22 protein-coding genes are annotated in these 22786 nt (G+C 62.4%); 6 read left to right on the forward strand and 16 right to left on the reverse strand.

All coding sequences use genetic code 11. The features are described from left to right. Positions 1-29: 29 nt before the first annotated feature. The gene (locus AC1D08_RS08765) at positions 30-272 is read right to left on the reverse strand and encodes a hypothetical protein (protein ID WP_457153729.1); all 243 of its coding nucleotides are present in this window, start codon (positions 270-272) and stop codon (positions 30-32) included. Positions 273-361: 89 nt separating this feature from the next. Here AC1D08_RS08765 and AC1D08_RS08770 point away from each other — a divergent pair, with 89 nt between their 5' ends. From AC1D08_RS08770 to AC1D08_RS08780, 3 genes are all read left to right on the forward strand, one after another. Then, on the forward strand, positions 362-2431 hold the full coding sequence (locus tag AC1D08_RS08770) for an ASKHA domain-containing protein (protein ID WP_457153728.1): 2070 nt from the start codon (positions 362-364) through the stop codon (positions 2429-2431). Positions 2432-2618: 187 nt separating this feature from the next. Further along, positions 2619-2804, forward strand: a complete 186-nt coding sequence (locus tag AC1D08_RS08775; RefSeq protein WP_457153727.1) for a hypothetical protein — start codon at positions 2619-2621, stop codon at positions 2802-2804. 245 nt (positions 2805-3049) lie between these two features. Next, positions 3050-4069 (forward strand): alpha/beta hydrolase, encoded by a 1020-nt coding sequence (locus AC1D08_RS08780; RefSeq protein WP_457153726.1) that lies wholly within the window; start codon positions 3050-3052, stop codon positions 4067-4069. 228 nt (positions 4070-4297) lie between these two features. On the opposite strand, the gene AC1D08_RS08785 is transcribed toward AC1D08_RS08780, so the two are convergent. After that, positions 4298-5197 carry a LysR substrate-binding domain-containing protein gene (locus AC1D08_RS08785; protein ID WP_095087339.1) on the reverse strand — a complete coding sequence of 300 codons (900 nt, stop codon included), beginning with the start codon at positions 5195-5197 and terminating at the stop codon, positions 4298-4300. 219 nt (positions 5198-5416) lie between these two features. Between AC1D08_RS08785 and AC1D08_RS08790 the strand changes: the two genes are divergently transcribed. The 3 genes from AC1D08_RS08790 to AC1D08_RS08800 all read left to right on the forward strand — a co-directional run bounded on the left by AC1D08_RS08790 (position 5417) and on the right by AC1D08_RS08800 (position 7363). Then, positions 5417-5602, forward strand: coding sequence for a hypothetical protein (locus AC1D08_RS08790; RefSeq protein ID WP_095087335.1), 186 nt, complete (start codon positions 5417-5419; stop codon positions 5600-5602). A 339-nt stretch (positions 5603-5941) separates the two neighbouring features. After that, positions 5942-6076 (forward strand): hypothetical protein, encoded by a 135-nt coding sequence (locus AC1D08_RS08795; RefSeq protein ID WP_013894968.1) that lies wholly within the window; start codon positions 5942-5944, stop codon positions 6074-6076. 348 nt (positions 6077-6424) lie between these two features. Then, complete coding sequence (locus AC1D08_RS08800; RefSeq protein WP_425352300.1) at positions 6425-7363, forward strand: GlxA family transcriptional regulator; 939 nt, start codon at positions 6425-6427, stop codon at positions 7361-7363. A 19-nt stretch (positions 7364-7382) separates the two neighbouring features. Here the strand turns inward: AC1D08_RS08800 and AC1D08_RS08805 are convergent, their stop codons facing one another. From AC1D08_RS08805 to AC1D08_RS08870, 14 genes are all read right to left on the reverse strand, one after another. Next, positions 7383-8174 carry an ABC transporter ATP-binding protein gene (locus AC1D08_RS08805; protein ID WP_457150409.1) on the reverse strand — a complete coding sequence of 264 codons (792 nt, stop codon included), beginning with the start codon at positions 8172-8174 and terminating at the stop codon, positions 7383-7385. Further along, a complete protein-coding gene (locus AC1D08_RS08810; RefSeq protein ID WP_457150410.1) occupies positions 8171-8944 on the reverse strand; it encodes an ABC transporter permease in 774 nt (257 codons plus the stop codon). The genes AC1D08_RS08805 and AC1D08_RS08810 overlap by 4 nt, the downstream gene beginning before the upstream one ends. 90 nt (positions 8945-9034) lie before the next feature. Continuing rightward, complete coding sequence (locus tag AC1D08_RS08815) at positions 9035-9985, reverse strand: ABC transporter substrate-binding protein (protein WP_457150411.1); 951 nt, start codon at positions 9983-9985, stop codon at positions 9035-9037. Between the two features lie 163 nt (positions 9986-10148). Next, the gene (locus AC1D08_RS08820; RefSeq protein WP_095087330.1) at positions 10149-10493 is read right to left on the reverse strand and encodes a peptidase inhibitor family I36 protein; all 345 of its coding nucleotides are present in this window, start codon (positions 10491-10493) and stop codon (positions 10149-10151) included. Positions 10494-10582: 89 nt separating this feature from the next. Beyond that, positions 10583-11431 carry a DUF1194 domain-containing protein gene (locus AC1D08_RS08825; RefSeq protein ID WP_457150412.1) on the reverse strand — a complete coding sequence of 283 codons (849 nt, stop codon included), beginning with the start codon at positions 11429-11431 and terminating at the stop codon, positions 10583-10585. A gap of 94 nt (positions 11432-11525) precedes the next feature. Further along, positions 11526-14087: a GcvT family protein gene (locus tag AC1D08_RS08830; protein ID WP_477228719.1), complete on the reverse strand. Its 2562-nt coding sequence runs from the start codon at positions 14085-14087 to the stop codon at positions 11526-11528. A gap of 161 nt (positions 14088-14248) precedes the next feature. Continuing rightward, positions 14249-15007, reverse strand: coding sequence for an FkbM family methyltransferase (locus AC1D08_RS08835; RefSeq protein WP_457150414.1), 759 nt, complete (start codon positions 15005-15007; stop codon positions 14249-14251). Beyond that, the gene (locus AC1D08_RS08840) at positions 15004-16236 is read right to left on the reverse strand and encodes a hypothetical protein (protein ID WP_457150415.1); all 1233 of its coding nucleotides are present in this window, start codon (positions 16234-16236) and stop codon (positions 15004-15006) included. The genes AC1D08_RS08835 and AC1D08_RS08840 overlap by 4 nt, the downstream gene beginning before the upstream one ends. 23 nt (positions 16237-16259) lie before the next feature. Beyond that, positions 16260-17690: an aspartate aminotransferase family protein gene (locus tag AC1D08_RS08845; RefSeq protein WP_457150428.1), complete on the reverse strand. Its 1431-nt coding sequence runs from the start codon at positions 17688-17690 to the stop codon at positions 16260-16262. Positions 17691-17794: 104 nt separating this feature from the next. Beyond that, positions 17795-18802: an NAD-dependent epimerase/dehydratase family protein gene (locus AC1D08_RS08850; protein ID WP_457150416.1), complete on the reverse strand. Its 1008-nt coding sequence runs from the start codon at positions 18800-18802 to the stop codon at positions 17795-17797. Further along, on the reverse strand, positions 18799-19230 hold the full coding sequence (locus tag AC1D08_RS08855; RefSeq protein WP_095087322.1) for an EamA family transporter: 432 nt from the start codon (positions 19228-19230) through the stop codon (positions 18799-18801). The genes AC1D08_RS08850 and AC1D08_RS08855 overlap by 4 nt, the downstream gene beginning before the upstream one ends. 124 nt (positions 19231-19354) lie before the next feature. Beyond that, positions 19355-20704: an FAD-binding oxidoreductase gene (locus AC1D08_RS08860; RefSeq protein WP_457150418.1), complete on the reverse strand. Its 1350-nt coding sequence runs from the start codon at positions 20702-20704 to the stop codon at positions 19355-19357. Between the two features lie 3 nt (positions 20705-20707). Beyond that, positions 20708-22141 carry a UbiA family prenyltransferase gene (locus tag AC1D08_RS08865; RefSeq protein WP_457150419.1) on the reverse strand — a complete coding sequence of 478 codons (1434 nt, stop codon included), beginning with the start codon at positions 22139-22141 and terminating at the stop codon, positions 20708-20710. 227 nt (positions 22142-22368) lie between these two features. After that, entirely contained in the window at positions 22369-22632 is a 264-nt protein-coding gene (locus AC1D08_RS08870; RefSeq protein ID WP_167392187.1) for a hypothetical protein, read from the reverse strand. Positions 22633-22786 lie beyond the last annotated feature (154 nt).

The following is a 22786-nucleotide window of genomic DNA, read 5'->3' on the forward strand; positions in this document are numbered from 1 at the left end:
TGATGCCGTCGGGACGGTGTGCGTTTCGGTCAGGCCATGCCCAAAATGGCGTCGAACAGCACCATTCCCGCCCACGACCCGAAAATGCCGGTCAGCCCGCCGACAATGAAGTCGGCATCGGCGGCCGGCCAGAACCCGTGGAGCAGCAATGCTCCGACAATCGCGCCGACGATACCGGACGCCAGATATTGCGGATTGCGCAGCCATGGGCCGCGCAGCAGGCGCACCATGGTAAAAGCGGTTGTTATGGCGGACAGGAGGAGATCGGACATGATTGGCCTCTGGACCATCAAACATTCCGCCCAATAGCGAAACGATCCGTTAAACGGCATCGACAATCGTCATCGAGACGCGTGCAAGCATGAATTCACCTGCCAACATCACCGATCCGCTCGTGCTGTTCATGCCGTCGGGCAAGCGCGGGCGGTTTCCTGTCGGCACGCCGGTGCTCGATGCCGCGCGCCAGCTCGGCGTCTATGTCGAAAGCGTCTGCGGCGGACGCGCTACCTGTGGGCGCTGCCAGATCGAAGTGCAGGAAGGCAATTTCGCCAAGCACAAGATCGTCTCCTCCAACGACCACATCTCGCCCAAGGGCGCCAAGGAAGAGCGCTACGAGCGCGTGCGCGGCCTGCCCGAACGGCGCCGCCTCTCTTGCTCGGCGCAGATCCTCGGCGACCTCGTCATCGACGTGCCTCAGGACACGGTCATCAACGCGCAGACCATCCGCAAGGATGCCGACACCAGGGTGATCGCCCGCGATGCGGCAATCCGCATGTGCTATGTCGAAATCGAAGAGCCCGACATGCATAAGCCGCTCGGGGATCTCGACCGCCTCAAGATCGCCCTGATGAAGGACTGGAACCTCAAGAGCCTGGACTTCGATTTTTATCTCTTGCCGCAAGTGCAAGGCATTCTGCGCAAGGGCAGCTGGACCGCCACCGCTGCCATCTACAAGGATGCCGACTCGGAGACCGCACGCGTCATCGCTTTGTGGCCGGGCCTTAAGAACGAAGCCTATGGGTTGGCCTGCGATATCGGCTCGACCACCATTGCCATGCATCTGGTGTCGCTGCTGTCGGGCCGCGTCGCCGCCTCGTCGGGCACGTCGAACCCGCAGATCCGCTTCGGCGAGGACCTGATGAGCCGGGTCTCCTACGTGATGATGAACCCCGACGGTCGCGAAGGCATGACGGTCGCCGTGCGCGAAGCGATCTCCGGCCTGGTCGACAAGGTCTGCGCCGAAGGCAATGTCCACCGCAACGACATCCTGGATTCCGTCTTCGTCGGCAATCCGATCATGCACCATCTGTTCCTCGGCATCGACCCGACCGAGCTTGGCGGCGCGCCTTTTGCGCTGGCCGTTTCGGGCGCGGTGCACGTCAAGGCATCCGATATCGGCCTGAAGCTCAACCAGGGAGCCCGGCTCTACATGCTGCCTTGCATCGCCGGCCATGTCGGCGCCGATGCGGCAGCGGTGACGCTGTCGGAAGGCCCACATCGCCAAGACGAGATGATGCTGATCGTCGACGTCGGCACCAATGCCGAGATCGTGCTTGGCAACCGCACGCGCGTCGTCGCCGCCTCCTCGCCCACCGGCCCCGCCTTCGAGGGCGCGGAAATCTCCGGCGGCCAGCGCGCCGCGCCTGGTGCCATCGAGCGCGTGCGCATCGACCCCGACACGCTCGAGCCGAAGTACCGCGTCATCGGCTCGGAATTGTGGTCCGACGAGGCTGGCTTCCTCGACAGCGTGCAGGCGACCGGCGTCACCGGCATCTGCGGCTCCGGCATCATCGAGGTCGTCGCCGAGATGTATCTCTCCGGCATCATCTCCGAGGACGGTGTCATCGACGGCGGACTTGCCGCCCGCTCGCCGCGCGTCACCGCCAATGGCCGCACCTTCTCCTACGTGCTGAAGGAAGGCGAGCCAAAGATCACCATCACCCAGACCGACGTGCGCGCCATCCAGCTCGCCAAGGCTGCGCTTTACGCGGGCACCAAGCTGTTGATGGAAAAGCAGAACACCGATCATGTCGACCGCATCCATTTCGCCGGCGCCTTCGGTTCCTTCATCGATCCGAAATACGCCATGGTGCTGGGCCTGATCCCGGACTGCGATCTCGACAAGGTCTCGGCCGTCGGCAACGCCGCCGGCGCCGGTGCGCGCATGGCGCTGCTCAACCGCGGCTATCGCCGCGAGATCGAGGACACGGTCAGCAAGATCGAGAAGATCGAGACCGCGCTGGAACCGAAATTCCAGGAGCATTTCGTCTACGCCATGGCGCTGCCCAACAAGGTCGACCCGTTCCCGAAACTGTCGGCGGCGGTGAAACTGCCGCCGCGCAAGACGGTCAGCGAGGACGGTGTCGCCGGCGACGCCGCTCCGCGCCGGCGTTCGCGCGAGGGCCACGCCGCCCGGCGCGGCCGGAAATAAGCGGGCGCGCCCAGGTCGCCAGCCTCACCAACTCATTTGTATGCAAATGTTTCCGGATCTGCTGATCCGGAAACGGAAGCGTTGTTTTCGTGAAATCCGCTGGAAACATGCGCGGCGCATTTAAGCCAGCGTCGAAGGCCGGCCGGAAATGTCTTCCTGCCGCAGTGACCTTCCGGAGGAAACCAAAATGTCGATGTTCGAAAGCCTCGGCCATTATGGTGCGGCCATCAAGTTTGCCCACGACAGGAAGAAGTCGATCCGGGCCATGAACAGCCTGCCGCCGCATGTCCAGAAGGACATTGGTTGGCCGGCATCGCCGCCAAACGACCCGCAGGCCGCGCTCATCTCGCTGCTTCTGGGTACGGCGCGCTGATGACATTCGCCGACAAATGCAAACTGCTCGTCAGGCGTCGGAGCCCCCATGCGGCCTCGGCGCCTGGCAACACTCGGCTGCGCGCCGCGCTTCTGCTGCGGCGTTGATCGTCGGCGCAAGCACCACGGCGCGGATCACACCACCGTGTAGACATAGCGTATAACTTGACATTTTCGGCCACGGCACGATGTTCGCCAGAGAGGGGAATTCTCTTAGTCGGCTGCCGCCGAAGTTCGTGTATCCGCATGCCAAGTTTGAAAAGCCACGTCGTGTCCTTCGTGCTCCGGTACAGCCGCAAGAAGGCGTTTTCCAGCCCGGAAAACCTGCAGCGGTGGATCGCTGCCGCGCGCAAGACCGAGACCCACCAGCCGCCCGCCTCACTGCATCAGCATCTCGACATCCAGATGCATACGGTCGATGGCTTCCCCGTCTATGAAATCGCACCCAAGGCCGGCGAGCAGAAGCGGATGCTCTACCTGCACGGCGGCGCCTATGTCTTTGAAATCACGCCCTATCACTGGCACCTGATCGCCGACATGGCCAACCGGCTGGGCTACGGCATCACCGTGCCGATCTATCCCATCGCTCCCGAACACGATTTCCACGCCATGTTCGGCATGGTCGGCGACGTCTACCGCCGGATGCTCGACGAGACGGAGGCCGAGGATATCGTCTTCATGGGCGATTCCGCCGGCGGCAACATGGCCGTCGTGCTGACCATGATGGCCGCGGAACAGGCCCTGCCCATGCCGTCGCGCCATGTGCTGATTTCGCCCGGCCTCGACATGTCGCTTTCCAACCCCGAAGTGTTCGAGGCCGAACGCCGCGACCCCTGGCTGGGCATTTCGGGCGGGATGGAGGCTGTCCGGCTCTACAGCGCCGGCTACGATCGCAGCGACTGGCACATCAGCCCGCTTTATGGCGACCTCTCGGTGCTGCCTAAAACGCTGCTCCTAACCGGCTCGCACGACCTCCTCAGTCCTGACAATCTGATCTTCGCGCAAAAGGCGCGCGCCGTCGGCGTCGAGGTCGAGGTCGTCTACGAGGAGGGTATGTTCCACGTTTGGCCACTGATCGACATGCCTGAAGCACGGCGGGCGCGCGACGCCATCGTGACCTTCCTGGCCGGGGAAAAAACCTTTGGTCAAGCCGAGATCGAGGCGATCACCTGGTCGGTCAAGGCTTCATCTAGCGAACCATTCAACACCGGATTGGCCAGCACGAAAATTGCTTCCACTATCGCTTCATCTCGCCCTGGCTGGTAGTCGATATCTTCCCTGCATTCGATCAGATCTGCCCAGGCCTCCACGTCCGCAGCGGTGAGCTCTCCTTCCTGGAACCGTCGGAGCACACTCAAAATATGATCAGTGGTCAGGACGACCACTGGCGTCTCGGACCAACCCAGGTCGCTTACGTTTGCAGCCAGAACATCAATCGGCTTCCCACATGTGATAAGATCGCTGAGCACCGAAACGCGGTTCACAGCCGGCGCATCAGAATTTGCCGGTTTCCCGGAACACTTCGAAGGTCGCGCGGATATGGTCGGCAACGGCCTTGACCGGCGCGCTGGCGTCCGGCGCCACCACCATCGCCAGATTGTAAGTGCCGATGTCGGGCATCCCGTCCTTCGGGCAGAGTTCGACCATGTCGTTGCCGAGGAATGACTTCGGCAGCGGCGCCACGGCGAGATCGGACATGATCGCGGCGCGCTGGCCGGCCGTGTGCGCACTCATATAGGCGATGCGATAGTTGCGGCCTTCGCGTCCAAGCGCCTCAAGTGCGCCGGCCCGCCAGGCGCAGCCCTCTTCCCAGAGCGATACCGGCAAGGGTTCGCGCAGATGCGCGCAGCCGCCCTTGGCACCGGCCCAGACGATCGGCTCGGTGAGCAGAACCTCGGCGCCGAGCGCACTGGTCTTGTAGGAATTGGTCAAGAGCGTGATGTCGAGCGCCCGGTCGTCCATGCGTCGGCGCAGATTGCTGCTCTGGTCGATGGTGACATCGACCGCGATCGACGGATGCGATTGCGCAAAACGCTTCAGCACATGCGGCAGCACGCGCTCGCCATAGTCATCCGGCGAGCCGAGCCGGACAACGCCGACAATCTCGGGAATGATGAATTTCGACACCACCTCGCGGTTGATCGACAGCAGCCTGCGGGCATAGCCGAGCAGCATTTCGCCATCCGTGGTGAGCGACACCGAGCGGGCGTCGCGCGCGAACACCGAGCGGCCGAGAATGTCCTCCAGCTTCTTGATCTGCATGGAGACAGCCGACGGCGTGCGGAAGACGGCATTGGCGGCGGTGGTGAAGCTGCCTGTCTCTGCAATCGCCACGAAAGTGCGCAAAACGTCGAGATCGAGCAGTGGCAGTGGATGATTGAGTGGGGCGTTCATGGGAAGCGACCTTCAATTTTTCTGATACAAAGCATCATTCCATTTCGTTTGATTGAACATCAGATTGGGACGATAGTCAACACCATCGAGGCAGGACGCATTGGAAGTGGCCCCGAAACGACCACGATACAAACCTGCAATCGACATGAAATGCAGTTGAAACAAAAGCGACGTAACCAACTCACCGTCTGGCATCCGCCAGCACCAAAGGAGAAAGAAATGTCTATCCTGTCGTCCATCGGTCGGATCGCGACCGAATTCAGCGCAGCCCGCGCCCGCTACCAGACCGAACGTGCCATCCACTCCCTGCCGATCGAACTGCAGAAGGACATCGGCTGGCCTGAAGCTGCCGACACCAAGACCGGGGTTCGCAACGGCGTCGGATCGTGGGCTGGAGCAAAGTAAATCGTGTGTACCATGTGCTGAAGGCCTGCCGCGCAAGCCGCCCGGCAGGCCTTCTTTGTTTTATTTGTATTCAAATGAGTTTTGGAGCCATGTCGCCAGCGCATGACGCATATGAGCAAGCCGCATAGCGACCCGGTTACCCAATTAGTCCCTTGTAAACAATCGTAAATTTCGAGCATGCTGCCCAAAATTGTCGCAATCGGTGTCGCATTTCATAACAAGCGCTTCGCTTTTGCGATTTAGTTTTACGCAGCACAAGCCTATGTCAGCGTCAGCAAACGAGCTGCCCCACTCCATCAAGCGAAGGCGACCCGTCTGAGCAACCGAATGGAGATCATCATGAAGCTTTTTGCCCGCCTCTTCGCCCGCCGCGAAATGAACCTGACCACCGCTCTCGAGCGTCAGCGCCTTGCCAACACCATGCCCGGCCAGACCGGCGCGATGGCTGCGGCGCGCCTCGGCTTCGTCGCCTGAACTTTTCTTGCAGGCAGCGTTTCCCTGCCGCTGCTTTAAAACTGCAACGCCGCCTGGTTCCTCCCAAGGCGGCGTTTTTGTTTTCGCCGCAAGGCGTGATCTGCCTGTTCCTGAACAGTTGGGCGTCGCGTGCAGGCCTCGCTGAACACCCGATTGCCCATTTGCGACCCATGTCGCAAATTTAATCGTGTCCTGGCCGCGTAGCCGATTGACAGACATGGTTTTTCCTGATGTCGCTATGCTAATCGCGACATCCTGTTCGCGTCATGGCTGCGTGAGGTTCCCTTGAACGCCGTAAAGCATCCGATCAAGCGATCGTTTGTATTCTTTCTTATTCCCGATTTCACCATGATCGCGTTTGCGACCGCGCTCGACCCGTTGCGCTCGGCTAACCGCATGCTTGGCTATGAGGCCTATCGCTGGCGCCTCGCCAGCATCGACGGCAAGCCGGTGCGCGCCTCGAACGGGGTCGAATGCGCGGTCAACACGTCGCTGGAGGAAGAGCGCAAGAAGATGGCGGGCCCTGACCGGCCGAACATGGCCATCGTCTGCAGCGGCGTCAATGTCGAGCGCTATCAGAACAAGTCGGCCTTCGCTTGGCTGCGCGAGGAGTACAATCGCGGCGTCGCCGTCGGCGGCCTGTGCACGGGCGCGCATATCCTTGCCGCTGCAGGACTGCTGTCCAACAAGCGCTGCGCCATCCACTGGGAGAACCTGCCGGGCTTTTCCGAGGCTTTTCCGAAGGCCAATGTCTTTGCCGACCTTTTCGAGATCGACCAGAACATCTACACCTGCGCCGGCGGCACCGCGGCACTCGACATGATGCTGAAGCTGATCGGCGACGATTTTGACGAGAACCTCGTCAACCGCGTCTGCGAGCAGGTGCTGACCGACCGCGTGCGCAGCCCGACCGACCGCCAGCGCCTGCCGCTGCGTGCCCGCCTCGGCGTGCAGAACTCGAAGGTACTGACCATCATCGAACTGATGGAGGCGAACCTGTCCGAGCCGCTGTCGCTGATCGAGATCGCCGACCATGTCGACCTGTCGCGCCGCCAGATCGAGCGGCTGTTCCGCACCGAGATGGGACGCTCCCCTGCCCGCTACTATCTGGAAATCCGGCTCGACCGCGCCAGGCATCTGCTGATCCAGTCGTCGATGCCCGTGGTCGAGGTGGCGGTCGCCTGCGGCTTCGTCTCGGCCTCGCATTTCTCCAAATGCTATCGCGAGCTCTATGCCCGCTCGCCGCAGCAGGAGCGCGTCGACCGCAAGCAGTTGCTGGCGGCCTGAGCCGGCACATCAAGTTTGCCTAGGCGCTCTGCGCCTGCGCCGTGCGCATCGCCTCGACGCGGATATCCTCGGTCAGCCGTGCCTTCAGCGCCGAGAATTCCGGGCTGGTCTTCAGCGTGTAGTGGCGCGGATGCGGCAGGTCGATGGCGACATCCGACTTGATGCGGCCGGGCCGCGCCGTCATCACGATCACGCGTGACGCCATGAAGATCGCCTCCTCGATGTCGTGGGTGACGAACAGCACCGTTTTCTTGCGACGCTCCCAGATGCCGAGCAGCAGCTCCTGCATCAACCCGCGCGTCTGATTGTCGAGCGCGCCGAACGGCTCGTCGAGCAACAGGATCTCGGGATCGTTGGCCAAAGCGCGGGCGATCGCCGTGCGCTGCTGCATACCGCCGGAAAGCTGCTTCGGCCAGTGGTTCTCAAACCCTTTCAGGCCGACGAGATCGACATAGGAAGCAACGAGCCCGTCACGCTCCGTTTCGGGCATGCCGCGTTCGCGCAGGCCGAAGGCGATGTTCTCGGCCACCGTCAGCCAGGGAAACAGCGTGTAGGACTGGAAGACCATGCCGCGATCCGGCCCCGGACGGGTCACCGCCTTGCCGTCGAGCAGCACGCGGCCTTGGCTTGGTGCTTCCAGGCCGGCGACAATTCTGAGCAGCGTCGACTTTCCGCAGCCCGATGGACCGAGGATGGTGATGAAGTCGTTGGCCGCGACCGCAAGGTCGACCGGCATCAGCGCCTTGACCGGCTCCCCGCCGCGCACGCCGGCGAACGTTCGCGAAACGCCCTCGATGAGAAGCTTGCTCACGCCAGGCTCCACGGAAAGAGCCAGCGGTTGAAGGCCTTGAAAGCGAAATCGGACAACAGTCCGATCAGCCCGATGACGATGATGCCGAAGATGATCTGCCCCGTCGCCAGCCGCGACTGGCTGTTGATGATCATGTAGCCGATGCCGGAGGACGAGCCGATCAGCTCGGCGACGATGACATAGGTCCAAGCCCAGCCAAGCACCAGCCGCAACGTCTCGGCGATCTCCGGCGCATTGGCCGGCATGATCACACGGCTGACGATGCCGTTGTTGGTGGAGCCCAGCGTATAGGCAGCCTCGACCAGGTCGCGCCGCGTGCTGCCGACCTTGACCGCGATGATCAGGATGATCTGGAACACCGAGCCGACGAAGATGACGAGCAGTTTTTCCAGTTCGCCAATGCCGGCCCACAGGATGAGCAGCGGAATGAAAGCCGAGGCCGGCAGGTAACGGGCAAAGGAGACGAAAGGCTCCAGGAACGCCTCCACCGGCTTCCAGGCGCCCATGGCAATACCGAGCGGCACCGCGACGACCGAGGCCAGCAGGAAACCGCCGAAGACGCGCCAGATGGTGATCAATATGTCGAGCCAGAAACGATCCTCGACCAGCAGCCGCCAGCCGTCCCGCAGCATCGACAGCGGATCGGCGAGGAAGATGCGATTGACGTGGCCGCCAAGCGTGATCCAAGCCCAGAAGGCGACGAACAGCACGAAGAAGGAAATGCCGAGCACGGTTCGGATGCCCGGCGAGATTGGATGCAAGGGGCGCATCTTCAAATCGTCCCCATCTTCAAATCGTCACTTGTCCAGGAGAAAACGGCGGCGCTGAGCGCCGCCGCGAGATGGCCGAAGGCCGGACTGTCAGTTCGACACCGCGCCGGTGTCGGCCAGCGTGGTGACGTCGGGCGCTTCCTTGATCAGCCCCATCTGCAGCAGAAGGTCGCCGGCGGTCTTGGAAAAGTCCTGGAATTCCTTGGTGAAGAACTGCTTGTTCTCGGCCTTGTCGGCCCATTTCAGGTACTTCGCCGAATCCTCGAACTCCTTGGCCGACTGCTTCACGTCGGCGCCCATGATCTCGTAGGATTTCTGCGGATCGCTATTGATCAGGTCGAGCGCTTCGAAATAGCTGTCGGCAAGTGCCTTGGCGGCATCCGGATTGGCCTTGAGGAATTCGGGCGTGCAGCCGACCGTGTCGAGCACCATCGGGTAGTCGAGTGTCGTCGCCAGGATATGGCCCTGGTCGGATTTGCCGCGCACCGCCGAGATGAACGGCTCATAGGTGACCGCGGCGTCGTTCTGGCCGGCGAGGAAGGCCTGCGCCGCCGCGTCCGGCTCCAGATTGACGACGGTCACATCCTTGGTCGACATGCCGTTCTTGTTCAGCACCCAGGCGAGCATGAAATAGGGCGACGTGCCGGGTGCCGAGGACGCGACATTCTTGCCCTTGAGATCGGCGACGGTCTTGATGTCGTTACGGACGACGATGCCGTCGGCGCCATAGGACTTGTCGAGCTGGAAGATCTGCTTGGTGGTGACGCCGCTGGCATTCCAGACCAGCCAGGTCTCGACCGTGGTGGCGGCGCATTGCAGGTCGCCGCTGGCGATGGCGAGCGGCCGGCTCGCTTGCGGCACCTTCTTCAAGGTCACGTTTAGGCCGTGCTTCTCGAACAGGCCTGCCTGCTTGGCAAGCGTCAGCGGCGCGAAGCCGGTCCAGCCGCTGATGCCGATGGTGACAGATGTGGCAGCCATCGCCGGTGCGGACAAGCCGGCGGCAAGTGTCAATGTTGCGGCAAGAACGGCGATCCTGGTCATGTCGGTTCCCCTTTTGTTTTTTCTGCGGAAATTGTGTCACAGAGGCCAATCGGCTTGTCAATGAACAGGATGGTGAGGTGCAACGCGGGCCGGCGCCGATAGCCCCACTGGATCGCCCGCCCGCCGCCAAAACGGCATCAGCCGCCAGAAATCCGGCATGCCTTCAGTAGTCGTTACAATAACACTCCGCCGACGAGATGCGGTCGTTCCATTCGCTGCCGCCGAAATTACGGACCCTGCGCCTGATCTCGATCGAACGGCCGCCCATCCGCGAGTCCTCATAGGCAACGAGCGTGCAACCACGGCGGACGATCACCGACGACACGCGGTCGTTCCAGAACTGACCGCCGCGAAAATTCACGGAATCGTCGGACCCCATGCCGATAGACCGCCCGCGAAAATTTGCGTGCTCGAACATGATGCAGGCGGGCTCATCATTGTATTGGGCGCTGGCGCCGTCAGCAAACAGCACGGATGCGACAGCAGTCAGGATGGCAAGACGTTTCATCTGGTGTTTTCCTCGGTTCTGACCGCGGCCCCCGCCGCCCGATCGCGCGGCTTCGCCAGTTTGCCATTGCTCCCGTTGGAGAGGCAAGCCTAGCGGCTGTCGAACATCCAGCTGCGGTTGCGCCACATTTTCTCGCCGACCAGGCAATCGCTGACGGGCGCGTCCTGCGCCAATACGACAGGCGGATGCGCGGCTTCTTCCGCCGCCCATTGCTGTGAGGCCGGGCCGGCAAGCTCAAGCACCAGCTTGCGGCGTATGGCTTCGGGAAATTGCGTCCAGTCGTTGACCGGGATCATGAAGGCCCCAGGACCGCCGATGACACAGTCGCTGTAGTAGCGATCGAGATTGTTGACGTCGTAGGCGCCGGAAAAGCCGCCTCGGGTCATCAGCGGCAGTCCGTTGATGACGATGCCTTGCTTGACCAGCCCGTCGCGGGTGAGGTTGACCGGCGCGCCCTGGTTGTTGGGGCCGTCACCCGAAATGTCGATGACCCGCTTGTCTCCCTGGTAGCCGCTTTCAGCAAAAAGATCGCTGCCGAACTCAAGCGCGCCGGAGATCGAGGTGCGCCGCGCGCTGCCGGGCGGCTGGGCCGACAATTGCGCAACCACACGCTCCGCATCGGCGCGATTGGCGATCACCGTCCAAGGCACGATGACGCGCTGCCAGGTGGTGCCGGCCCACTCGACATAGGTGACGGCGATCTTGCCATGAGCGCCGTCGGCAATCGCCTGCAGCACGTTGTCGTGGGTCAGCGCCGCTGCGTAGCCGTGCCGCTGGATCTCGAGTTCATCGGGCGACATCGACAGGGAAACATCGACGGCCAGCACCAGCTCGACATCGACCGGCTCATCCGCGAGGGACACCGGCGTCAGCCAGAGCATCATTGCGATCGCGGCGCCGCCCGACAAGACATGTCTCGCGCATGAAAAAGCAGACATGCCGCAAGGGTAAGCGAGAATCGTCCGATTAAAAAGTGAAAAGCCCGGCCAAGAGCCGGGCTTCGCGTTCACGCTGTTTCGCGCTTGCCGGCGCTCAGCTGCGCGGCTTGAGGTTTTCCGGGTCATAGAGCGGCTTGTAGCCGACCGCCGCGACTTCGACCGGATAGGTCTCACCGAAATACTCGATGGCGAGCTTGCGGCCTTCCTGGGCAAACGCCCACGGCAGATAGGCGAGGCCGATGTTCTTGCCGATGGTCGGACCATAGGCCATCGACGTCGTGAACGACCGGCGCCCGAGTTCGTCGACCAGCGTTTCGCCCGTCTTCGGATCCATCACCGGCATCGTGCCGACGGGATAGCGGGCAACGCCTTTCGAATCGACATTCTCGGTCATCACCAGCGTGCACAGCGTGGCCGGCTGGTGCTCGCGCGCGCGGTACTCGACATGCCTGGCCTTGCCGCAGAAATCGTTCTCCTTGACCTTCGGACGGGCTAGATCTGCTTCGAGCAGATTGTACTCGGTCAGCAGGTCGGCATTCTGCAGGCGCAGGCTCTTTTCCATGCGGCGCGTGTTGGCATAGGTTTCGACGCCAAAGGGCATCACGCCGGTCGAGCGCAGCGCGTCCCAGACGGCGAGACCATCCTCGTAGCGCATATGCAGTTCCCAGCCCTGCTCGCCGACATAGGAGATGCGGAAGGCGGTGACGTCCTTGCCGCCGATCCGGACCGGCTTGATCGCCGCGAACGGGAAGTTTTCAAGCGAGAGCCCGTCCGGATTCTCAACCACCTTCTGCAAGGTCGCCCGGGCATTCGGACCCCAGATGCCGATGGTGACGTATTTCTCGGTCACGTCGGTGATGGTGACGTCGAAACCTTTGTCCTGCGCGGTGCGGCGCATGTACTGGAAGTCGCGCGGGCCGGCGTCCGCCCCGTCGATCAAACGACAGCGGTCAGCCATGCGGACGACGGTGAAGTCGGCGCGCACCATGCCTTCCTCGTCGAGGAAGTGGGTGTAGATGCCCTTGCCGATGTTGTTGTCGCCGCCGATCTTGGCCGCGCACAACCATTCCAGCAACGCTACATGGTCGGGCCCTTCGATGTCATACATCGAGAAGTGCGACAGGTTGACGATGCCGCAATCCTCGCTCATGGCGAGATGTTCGGCGTTGGAAACGCGCCAGAAATGGCGGTTGTCCCACTCGTTCTCGCGCACCGGCACGCGGTTGCCGTATTTTTCCAGAAGATGCTCGTTGGCGGCATAGCCATGGGCACGCTCCCAGCCGCCGAGCTCCATGAAATAGCCGCCGAGTTCCTTTTCGCGCTCCCAGAACGGCGAGCGCCTGATGTTGCGAGCCTTGGAGAAGGGTTCGCGCGGATGCACCGCCGGATTGTAGACCTTCATCGCCGTCTCGGTACAGCGGTCCCAGATGAACTGCTCCTTCGTCTGGTGCGGATAGAAACGCGCATAGTCGATGGCGTGATGGTCGATCGCCGTGCGGCCGTCTGTCATCCAGTCGGCGATCAGCTTGCCCATGCCAGGCCCGTCCTTGACCCAGATGGCGACGGCATACCACAGGCCCCTCACCTTCTGGCTTTCGCCCATCGACGGGCCGCCATCCGCCGTCACCTGCAAGAGACCGTTGAAGGAATGGCTCTCGTTGTAGCCGAGTTCGCCCAGGATCGGCGTCAACTCCATGGCGCGTTCGAGCGGTCCCAGGATCTGCTCCATGTCGAGATCGCGCTGCGAAGGCGAAAGCCGGGCCTGGTCCTTCTCCAAGAGGTCGCGCGGATGGCAAAGGCGCGGATTGGTCTCTTCGTAATAGCCCCATTCGATCTGCCCGCCTTCGGCGGTCTTGGGATCGCCGGTGTCACGCATATAGGCCGAGTTGCCCTGGTCACGCAGCAGCGGCCAGCCGATCTCCTTGCCGGTGCCGGCGAACTCGTTGTACGGGCCGAAGAAGGTGAGCGGATGGTCGATCGGCATGACCGGCAGATCCTCGCCGACCATCTCCGCGATCAGCCGGCCCCAGATGCCGGCGCAGACCACGACATAATCGGCCTCAATGGTGCCGCGATCGGTCACCACGCCGGTGATGCGGCCGTCTTTGACGATGAACGACTTTGCCGGAGTGTTGGCGAAGGATTTGAGCTTGCCGGAGGCTTCCGCCTGGTCGACCAGCTTGCCGGCGACGGTCTGCGAACGCGGGATGACAAGACCGGCATCGGGATCCCACAGGCCGCCCTGCACCATGCCTTCTTCGATCAGCGGAAATTTTTCCTTGATCTCGGCCGGTTCGATCAGGCGCGCGCGCGTGCCAAAGGCCTTGGCCGAGGCGATCTTGCGCTTGATCTCGTCCATGCGGCTGTCGTCGCCAACGCGAGCCACTTCGAGGCCGCCGATGCGCGCGTAGTGGCCCATCTTCTCGTAGAAATCGATGGAGTACAGCGTCGTCCAGCACGACAGGAAATCATGGCTGGTGGTGTAGCAGAAGTCGGAGGCATGCGCGGTCGAGCCGATGTCGGTCGGGATGCCGGACTTGTCGATGCCGACAATATCGTCCCAGCCGCGTTCGATCAGGTGATGGGCGATCGATGCACCGACAATGCCGCCCAGGCCAACGATGACGACCTTCGCCTTTTTCGGAAACTCTGCCATTGCCCGCGACTCCAAAGTGATAAAGCGGGCGGACTATAGGGCGGAGCGGTGGCGCTGATGAAGCCTGTTTGCGACATTGGCAAAAAGCCGAGCGACCAGACGACCGAATGGTCCACGTGGGACGCATCGGCCGGTTCCTTTTCGGCCGCAAAGAGGCCAGCTCAGGCGAAGGCCCACACGTCCTCGGCCTGGAAGCCCACCTGGTAGCCTGACGTCTTCAGCTTGACCACGACCTGGCCGATCTCGGCCGCCGGCAGCGCGCCGACCTCGACCTTGATCATGCCTGGGCGATAGCGCTTGAGGTCGAGTTGTTCGAAGACGACCCAGTCGGCGCCCTCGCAATCGACGAGGAATGCATCGATATGGCTGATACCGTTGCGGTCGAGCAGGGTCTGCAGCGTTTCCGACGGCACCTCGATATCTCTCAGATGCGGCGCGAACTTGTTGAAATTTGCGTCGGCTTCGCCCCAGGCATTCTTGCCCGACATCAGATTGGTGTCGGTCACCGACGAGCAGCCGATGAACTCGATCGGCAACGTGCCGGCCTCGAGTGCGGCGGCATCGAAGGTGTGGACGGTGATCGTGCCCTTCGTCTTGGTAACAGCCACCGGCTCGATGATGAACCGGCTCGTGTCGGGATAGTTGGCGCGCAGCCGCTTCTGATTGTACGGGATCGGCTCGACCAGCATGGCGCGGGCACCAGCTATGCGGTGCAGCCACGGCGTGACGTCATCGAACAACGCGCCGTCGCAGGCGCCGACATTGACCATCTGGAACGGGCGCCCTGATCCGCCGAAGCGCGCTTTCAGCGCCGCCTTGGCCAGGAATTTCGTGCCGCGTAGCGACGGCCCGCGATCGAGAAGTCCACCGGGAAGACCAAGCGACAGGGCAACACGCGCCAGGTTGGATACTGAACTCATGACTTGTCTCCGGGAAGGACGTGCAGGGCCGCGCGATGCTGGCCACGGGCCGCTGTTGCCCACAGCGCCATCAGCGGCGTCGCCAGCAGCAGGAACGGCGGGATCAGATTGGGGAAATAGATGCGAGTGTCGTGGATCGGGAACACGGCAAATTTCGCCAGCACGCCGAGCACCAGCGCCGCAAACAGGATGCCGGCGCGACGCTCGAGGCGAAAGCCGGCGCGGCTTGCCGCATACCAGCCGGCCAAAGCCAGCACCGACACGCCGACCCAGCTGTTCAGGCTGACGGCGCGCAGCAGCGACGTGGCGAACGCCCGCAGATAAGCCGCGATCGAGAACGGCGGCTCGAACCCGTCCATATTGTAGTGCTGCTCGATGCTGGAGAACCACAGATGTGGCCACCAGCCGGGGTGATGGGCCCAGTGCGAAATGGCGAAATAGGCGACGAAGGACACCGCGAAGCCGGCTAGCGCGCCCCATGCCTTCTGCCGGAAAACGACCAGCAACACAGCGAAAATGGCAAGGAAAACAATATTGTCCGGCCGCGCCATGAAGGCAAGGAAGAGCAGGATCGCCGTTGCCGCCTCGCGGCCGCGGACATAGGCGTAAAGCCCGCCGAGGAACAGCGCCGAGCACAACAGGTCAGGCGTCGAGGCACGCGCCGCGCCGCCGAAGTCGGCCATGATCAGCACCGCGCCGACCACAGGCGCCAGCGCCAGTGCATGCTCCGAGCGCAGCCAGAGCAGCGCGATCGCGCCGAACAACAGCACGGACAACACCGAGACCAGCCGCATAGCCTCCACCGGCGACATCGCCGAACTCATCGTCGGCAGGATCTCGGCATAGAGGAACTTGATCCGATACATGCCGAGCAGCGAATGGAAGTCGGCGGCATTCTCCGCCATATGGCTGCGGAAGCGGCCGCCATCGTCGGTCAGCGTCTTGTAGTCGCCCGCCGACACGCCGGCCTTGACGGTGCTGTAGGCATAGTCGTGCAGCGCCTGCGCATCGGGATAGGTGCCTTCCTCGGCGATAGCGAGATAGGGCAGCATGTCCCAGTTGGCGTCCGGCATCACCCATGCCGTGAACGCCGTCAGCAGGATGTAGAGCGCGAAAGCCGCCGCGCCGATAGGTGCCGCCAAACGCGCATAGGTCCCCTCGCCCCACGTCAGGCCGGCCTCGGTGAGCCTGTCGAGTGGGTTTTTCTCAGCGGGAGACTTGGTCAGCATGATTTTGCTCAGCGACCTTCGCTTTAACGGACTTGGCTTTTGACGAAATCCTTGACGATCGACACGATGCCGCGCGACAGCAGGCTGTCGAAGGCATCGACGAAACGGTCGACATGCTCGGGCTGGCAGATCAGCGGCGGTTCGAGCCGGATGACGTTGCGATTGTATTCGGTGAAGGCGACAAGCACGTCATAGTCACGCAGCAAGAGCGCGCCGATGAAGCCCGACAGCGAGCCTTTCAGCTTGTCGTCGAGCACGCTGACGATCGGCCGCAGCACCATCGGCAAGGTCTGCGAGAAGTCGTGGAACTCCAGGCCGACCATGAAGCCCTTGCCGCGCACGTCCTTGATGATCTTGGGATATTTGTCCTTGAGCGCCTGTAGCCGCTGCAGCAGGTAATCGCCGGTGAGCGCAGCGTTGTCGATCAGCCCCTCGTCATAGAGCACGTTGAGCCCCTCGATCGAGGTGACGCAGGCCTCGCCCATGCCGCCGAAGGTCGCCATCGCATGGATCATCGCCGTCTTCGGCGTGCCATAGGCCTTCATGTAGACCTCGCGCCGGGCAATCATCGCACCGACCGCCGCCTTGCCGGCACCAAGCGACTTGGCCAGCGCCGTCACGTCAGGAATGACGCCGTAATGCTCGAAGGCGTAGAAGCGGCCCGAGCGGCCATAGCCGCACTGCACTTCGTCGGCGACCCACAGAACGCCATATTGGTCGCAGAGCGCGCGCAGCTTCTGCCAGTATTCGGCCGGAGCCTGGATGATGCCGCCGCCGCCTTGGATGGTTTCGAGCACGATGACGCCGACCTCCGGGTCGGAGCGGAACAGGCGCTCGACCGCTTCAATGTCGGCAAAGGGGATGCGGACCGTATTCTCCGCCATCTTGAAGTCGGCGCGATAAAGCTGGCCGTCGGTGATGCCCAGAACGCCCTTGGTCTTGCCGTGGAAGGAATTCTCGGCATAGACGATTTTCGGTCGCTTCGGGCCGGCGGCGCGCTCGGCTACCTTGACCGCCGCTTCCATCGCCTCTGAGCCTGACGAGCCGAGGAACACCATGTCGAGATCGCCGGGTGAGCATTTGGCGATGTTGTGCGCCAAGGCCGCCGCATATTGCGACATGAAGGCGATGGCGATCTCCTGGCGCTTCTCCTCCTGGAATTTTTTCCGTGCTTCCAGAATGCGCGGATGGTTGTGGCCGAAGGCCAGCGAACCGAAGCCGCCGAAGAAATCGAGGATCTTGCGGCCGTTCTGGTCGATGTAGAACATGCCCTCGGCACGCTCGATCTTGATCTTGTGGAAGCCGAGCAGCTTCATGAAATGCAGCTGGCCGGGATTGAGGTGCGCCTTGAACAGGTCAGTCATCACAGCGACGTCCATCGCCTTGGCCTGCTCGACGCTGATCAGGTCGGGCTTGGCGATGGTGGCGGGCGACAGCGCCGGCGCGCTGACCATGGTGCGCGCGCTCGTCTGTTCGGGCTTGGCCATGACGGTCATTTCAATCTCCTGTCTGCGCGCATGACCGGGATCGTGCGCAACGAAAACTGTTTTGCGAGCCGCTATTCGGCCGGCACATGTTTGGTGGCGACAGCGTGACCGGCCTTCTTGGCGCGGTACTCGCTGTAGGCGGCGATCAGCATGTCCTCGTCGCGATATTGCGGCACCCAGCCGAGCTGGCGTTCTGCCTTGGAGACATCGAGCACGCACTCTTCGTCGGCGATCAGATATTGCTCCGGATCCATGATCGGCATGTTCATCAGGTCGAGCAGGTCGAGCGTGCGCTTCACCGCCCAGCCCGGCGTCGGGATCAGGATCGATTTAGAACCCGCATGCCTGATCAGGTCGCCGAGCAGTTTCTTGACCGGCGGCGGGTTGAGCGAGCCCAGATTATAGGCCTCATCAGGCACCCCGGCCTTCCAGGCGGCGCGCGCCGCCTCGGCGCAGTCGAAGACCGAGATGAACTGATAGGGGTTTCTGCCCGAACCGATCATCGGCACCGGAAAGCTCCAGTCGATCAGCTTGAACAGTTTTTCCAGAATGCCGAGCCGGCCGGGGCCGATGATCAGGCGCGGGCGGAACAGCGAGATCGACATGCCACGCTTGCGCCATTCGGCAGCCAGTTCCTCGGTCTTCTGTTTCGACCAGCCATATTCGCCAAGCGGCGCGACCGGATGCTCCTCCGTCATCGGCTGGGTGACCGTGTGGCCGTAAATCATGTCGGTCGTGTAGTGGACGAGCTTGGCTGCGCCGGCCTTGTCCATCGCCTGCATGATGTGCTCGGTGCCATGGAAATTGACCGGGAAGAAGAAATCATGCCGCTTGGCGCGAACCTGGATCGGCGACAGCATCTTGGCCGAGAAATTGTAGACCATGTCGTCGGCCTTCAGCCCAACCGCGGCGACCGAGGCCGGATCGGTGACATCGCACTTGATAAAGCGGACATTGCGGTAATGCGGCAGGTCGCTCCTGACGATGTCGGCGACGACAACCTCTTCACCATCGGCGACAAGCTTCGGGGCAAGATGGCGACCGACGAAACCGTCGCCACCGAAAATCACATGTCTCATTGGATAGTCTCGCTGTGAATCTTGTCGGAAGAAAGCGAAGCCGTTTGCGCCTCATGCCCGCGCCCGCTTTGCGCGATCAGCACCGTGCCGACGCAGATGCAGGCGATGCCGGCGATGCGCCAGCCATTGAGATCCTCGCGGAAGACGAAATACGCGAAGATGGCGACGGCGACATAGGCGAGGCTGAGGAACGGATAGGCGAAGGAAAGCTCGACCTTGGACAGCACATAGAGGTGCGAGGCCATCGAGATGACGAAGGTGCATAGGCCCAGGAACACCCAGGGGCTGAAGACGATCTGCAACAGCTTGACCAGGGGATTGACGCCCTCGAACGAGATCGGCCCGAGCGACATCATGCCTTGCTTCAGCATCAGCTGCGCAGCGGCATTGGTCATGACCGTAAAGAGAATGAAGACGATGTATTTCATGTGTTCCCAACCACCCCTTCACGCTTCCTATTACAAACCCGCAAACATTTCGTGAAGCCACGAGAATGTTTTGAGTGAATCGTCAATTTAATGATTCGATAACCAAGAATTACTCAAGTTTTATCTATTCCGCCGCCTCGACCGTGCCGCGTCGCGCATCGAGTTTCCTTGCCGTCCGAGCCCAGAATGACGACATGAAGGCGGGATCGCGCAACGCCTCCAGCCGCTGCCATTCGGGAAAGGACGAAGCGAAGATGTCGGCGCCCATGCGGGCATCCTTATAGGGGTTGACCGCGCCGCCGGCCTCGACGGTGATGCGGTCGAGTTGCCTTAGCAGCGCAAGCGTTGCCGCCCCTCTGTTGGGGAAATCCAGCGTCATCGTATAGCCGGGACGCGGGAACGACAGCAGCGCTGGCGAGCGGATCGAGCCGAACCGCTTCAGCACGGTGAGGAACGAACCCTGCCCGGCCAGCCTTGCAGCCGCCAGCAGCGCCGGCACCGCCTCGTGCGCCGTCTCTTCAGGGACCACGCTCTGGTGCTGGAAAAGCCCTTTCGGTCCGTAAAGCCGGTTCCAGTCGCGCACGCCATCAAGCGGAAAGAAGAAGCCCTGGTATCCGACCTGGCGCGGCGCCGCGGACCGGCCCTTCTTCCACCTGTATGCGCCATTGAAGGCGGTCAGGAACGGCCGGTTAAGGACATTGAAAGGCGGCTGGACCGGCACCGATAGCGTGCCGCCGGCGCGCGCGGCGGCATGCGAGCCGTGCTCGGCGTGATTGCCGGTAAACAGCAGGCCGCGACCACTGTTGCGGCCACCGGCCAGTTGGTCGATCCAAGCGACCGCGTACTCATTGGCCTCGTCGGCCGCCTCGGCCAAACCGAAAAATTCGCCTAGATCGCGAAACGGCGTCGCCGTCTCGACGATGTCGAGCGAAGGCACCCGCATCAGCCGGATCGAGGCCGACAGGATGAGGCCGGTCAGCCCCATTCCGCCGATCGTCGCCCGAAACAGCCGCGCATTGTCGGTCGCCGAACAGCGACGGCTCTTTCCGTCGGACCTGAGCAGCGTCAAGGTCTCGACATGGCAGCCGAAGGTGCCGCGCCGATGATGGTTCTTGCCATGCACATCATTGGCGATGGCGCCGCCGAGCGTGACGAATTGGGTGCCTGGAACAACCGCCGGGAAGAAGCCGTAAGGGGCAGCGTGTGCGATGATGTCGGATAACAGCACGCCGGCATCGGCTTCAAGAAGGCCTGTCTCGGCATTGAAGGCGCGGATGCTGTTCAAAGACCGCATGTCGACGACCGTGCCGGCCTCGTTCTGGCAGGAATCGCCGTAGGAACGGCCGTTGCCATAGGCGAGCAGCGACGCCGGCTTGGCCTGGCCGCCCTTCAGCAGCGCAATGCCATCGTCGGCACCGATCGCGCGTGGTGCCGGCGGCGTGGCAAGGCCAAAGCTCTGGAAGCGGTCGGCCATCCTTTACCAGCCTCCGATGACCAGCATTACCGCGCCGATCAGCACCACGATCTGGCTGCGCCAGTCGCGGATGATGAAGACGACCGGGTCGTCATGCATCTCGTCGCGGCGCGCCAGGATCCAGACGCGCATGGTGAGATAAAGCACGATTGGCGCCAGCGGCCAGATCAGCCACGGATGCGGATAAAGCTCGCGCACGGCGACGCTGTCCATGTAGAGCGCCAGCACCAGCGCCGAGGAGAAGGCCGAAGCCATTCCGGCCTGGGCGACGATCTCCTGGTCTTCGGTGCGATAGCCACGGCCGGCAATGCGCTCGCCGGGCGGAATGGCTGTGGTGCGAAGTTCGACGAAGCGCTTCACCAGTGCCAGCGACAGGAAGAAGAAGATCGAGAAGGCGAGCAGCCAGAACGAGACGTCGACGCCGGTCGCGGCCGCACCCGCCAGGACGCGGATCGTGTAGAGGCCTGCAAGCGTCAGCACGTCGACAAGCAGCATGCGCTTGAACGACAGCGAATAGGCCGTCGTGACCACCATGTAGCCGCCAAGCACGGCCAGGAATTCGGGCGACAACAGCAATCCGGTGGCGATGCCGATCGCCAGCAGCACCGCGATCGCGCCAAGGCCGAACGGGATCGACAGCGCGCCGCTGGCGAACGGCCGGTTGCGCTTGGTGGCGTGCTTGCGGTCGAGCGCAAGGTCGAAGAAATCGTTGAGGATGTAGATCGCCGACGCCACCGCGCTGAACGAGACGAATGCCAGCAGGCATTGCCAGATCATGGAGGTGTTGAAATATTCATGCGACAGCACCATTGGCACGGCGATCAGCGAGTTCTTGAGCCACTGATGCACGCGCAACATCTTGACGACGGTCCGCAGTGTCGGCTTGGGCGTCGGCATCGTCTCGGCGCCATGTGCTGCCTGCCAGCGCGCGGCATGACGGTCGGGCGCCACCACGATTGCCGTGCGCGCGGCGTCGAAGACCTGGAGGTCGTGGCGGCTGTTGCCGGCATAATCGAAGCCACCGTCGCCATAGGCTGCGATCAGTGAGGCGCGCTTCTTGCCGGAGGTGAGATTGTCGAAACCGTCGGTAGCCAGCACCCGGTCGAAAATGCCGAGATGGGCAGCGATGGCGTCTGCGAATTTGCGCGGCGTGCCGGTCGCCAGCACGATCTTGCGGCCTTCCGCGTGCTCGGTCCGGAGGCGGCAGAGCAACGCCTCGCGATAAGGCAGCGATGCCGGATCGATGTCGATGTGCTGGGCAATCGCCTGCTTCAACCGGGCCGGCCCGCGGGCGGCCCAGAAAGGCACGAGGAATATATAGAGCGGGTTCTTCTTGAGAAGGATGAACAGTCCTTCCCACAACAGGTCGGTAGCAATCAGCGTGCCGTCGAGATCGACCGCAAACGGTATTGCGTTCCTGTCCGACCTCGCATCCATAACCCGTCCTGCCCTGCCAGCGTATGATCCGGAAAGCCGGAGCCTCGTTGCGCGCCGCGTTTCGGCGTCTTGAAGCTGGTATAGCCGGGAACGGCATAGCGAACGTTAAAACGCCCGGATGCAGGCGGTTGTCGCGGCGGTATTTCCGGCGTCATTGTTAAGCAAACGCTACCGAAAACAATAAAAGGCCGGGCAAATGCCCGGCCTTTCCTGTCATGCCGTCGGGATTACTTGATGCGGGCAACGCCGCCCGAGATCTCGACCGTTTCCGAGCCGGTCAGGGCTTCGAGATCGCCATTGGGCAAGGTGACGAAGCAACCGTTCGGGCAGAATTCAACGGTTTCGCCAGCGGCCAGCGCAAGGTCTGATTTGCTGCCGCCCTCCGTCACGATCAGCGTGCGGGTCTCGGCGTCCTTGTTGACCGCGCTGGCGGCATGGGTCGAGCCGATGGCGGCGGCCAAAGCGACGGCAGCGACGAGAGACTTCCACATGTTGCAATATCGGTGTTCCCACCGCCTCTGTTGCATTTCGCAAGGCATTTTCGCCTTTGCATGGGAGCTTATATGAGATGGAAGCTGAACCGCAACTGAATGCCGCATTCATGCCGCAATTGGCTTTGCCCGGTTGCGAGCGCACCCGTTAAAG

The organism is Mesorhizobium sp. P2_E6 (genome assembly GCF_056403835.1).

Bases quoted from the DNA above. Each gene is read 5' to 3' on its own strand.
- AC1D08_RS08765 (WP_457153729.1), bottom strand. From the start codon at position 272: ATGTCCGATCTCCTCCTGTCCGCCATAACAACCGCTTTTACCATGGTG.
- AC1D08_RS08770 (WP_457153728.1), top strand. From the start codon at position 362: ATGAATTCACCTGCCAACATCACCGATCCGCTCGTGCTGTTCATGCCG.
- AC1D08_RS08775 (WP_457153727.1), top strand. From the start codon at position 2,619: ATGTCGATGTTCGAAAGCCTCGGCCATTATGGTGCGGCCATCAAGTTT.
- AC1D08_RS08780 (WP_457153726.1), top strand. From the start codon at position 3,050: ATGCCAAGTTTGAAAAGCCACGTCGTGTCCTTCGTGCTCCGGTACAGC.
- AC1D08_RS08785 (WP_095087339.1), bottom strand. From the start codon at position 5,197: ATGAACGCCCCACTCAATCATCCACTGCCACTGCTCGATCTCGACGTT.
- AC1D08_RS08790 (WP_095087335.1), top strand. From the start codon at position 5,417: ATGTCTATCCTGTCGTCCATCGGTCGGATCGCGACCGAATTCAGCGCA.
- AC1D08_RS08795 (WP_013894968.1), top strand. From the start codon at position 5,942: ATGAAGCTTTTTGCCCGCCTCTTCGCCCGCCGCGAAATGAACCTGACC.
- AC1D08_RS08800 (WP_425352300.1), top strand. From the start codon at position 6,425: ATGATCGCGTTTGCGACCGCGCTCGACCCGTTGCGCTCGGCTAACCGC.
- AC1D08_RS08810 (WP_457150410.1), bottom strand. From the start codon at position 8,944: ATGCGCCCCTTGCATCCAATCTCGCCGGGCATCCGAACCGTGCTCGGC.
- AC1D08_RS08815 (WP_457150411.1), bottom strand. From the start codon at position 9,985: ATGACCAGGATCGCCGTTCTTGCCGCAACATTGACACTTGCCGCCGGC.
- AC1D08_RS08820 (WP_095087330.1), bottom strand. From the start codon at position 10,493: ATGAAACGTCTTGCCATCCTGACTGCTGTCGCATCCGTGCTGTTTGCT.
- AC1D08_RS08825 (WP_457150412.1), bottom strand. From the start codon at position 11,431: ATGTCTGCTTTTTCATGCGCGAGACATGTCTTGTCGGGCGGCGCCGCG.
- AC1D08_RS08830 (WP_477228719.1), bottom strand. From the start codon at position 14,087: ATGGCAGAGTTTCCGAAAAAGGCGAAGGTCGTCATCGTTGGCCTGGGC.
- AC1D08_RS08835 (WP_457150414.1), bottom strand. From the start codon at position 15,007: ATGAGTTCAGTATCCAACCTGGCGCGTGTTGCCCTGTCGCTTGGTCTT.
- AC1D08_RS08840 (WP_457150415.1), bottom strand. From the start codon at position 16,236: ATGCTGACCAAGTCTCCCGCTGAGAAAAACCCACTCGACAGGCTCACC.
- AC1D08_RS08845 (WP_457150428.1), bottom strand. From the start codon at position 17,690: ATGGTCAGCGCGCCGGCGCTGTCGCCCGCCACCATCGCCAAGCCCGAC.
- AC1D08_RS08850 (WP_457150416.1), bottom strand. From the start codon at position 18,802: ATGAGACATGTGATTTTCGGTGGCGACGGTTTCGTCGGTCGCCATCTT.
- AC1D08_RS08855 (WP_095087322.1), bottom strand. From the start codon at position 19,230: ATGAAATACATCGTCTTCATTCTCTTTACGGTCATGACCAATGCCGCT.
- AC1D08_RS08860 (WP_457150418.1), bottom strand. From the start codon at position 20,704: ATGGCCGACCGCTTCCAGAGCTTTGGCCTTGCCACGCCGCCGGCACCA.
- AC1D08_RS08865 (WP_457150419.1), bottom strand. From the start codon at position 22,141: ATGGATGCGAGGTCGGACAGGAACGCAATACCGTTTGCGGTCGATCTC.
- AC1D08_RS08870 (WP_167392187.1), bottom strand. From the start codon at position 22,632: ATGTGGAAGTCTCTCGTCGCTGCCGTCGCTTTGGCCGCCGCCATCGGC.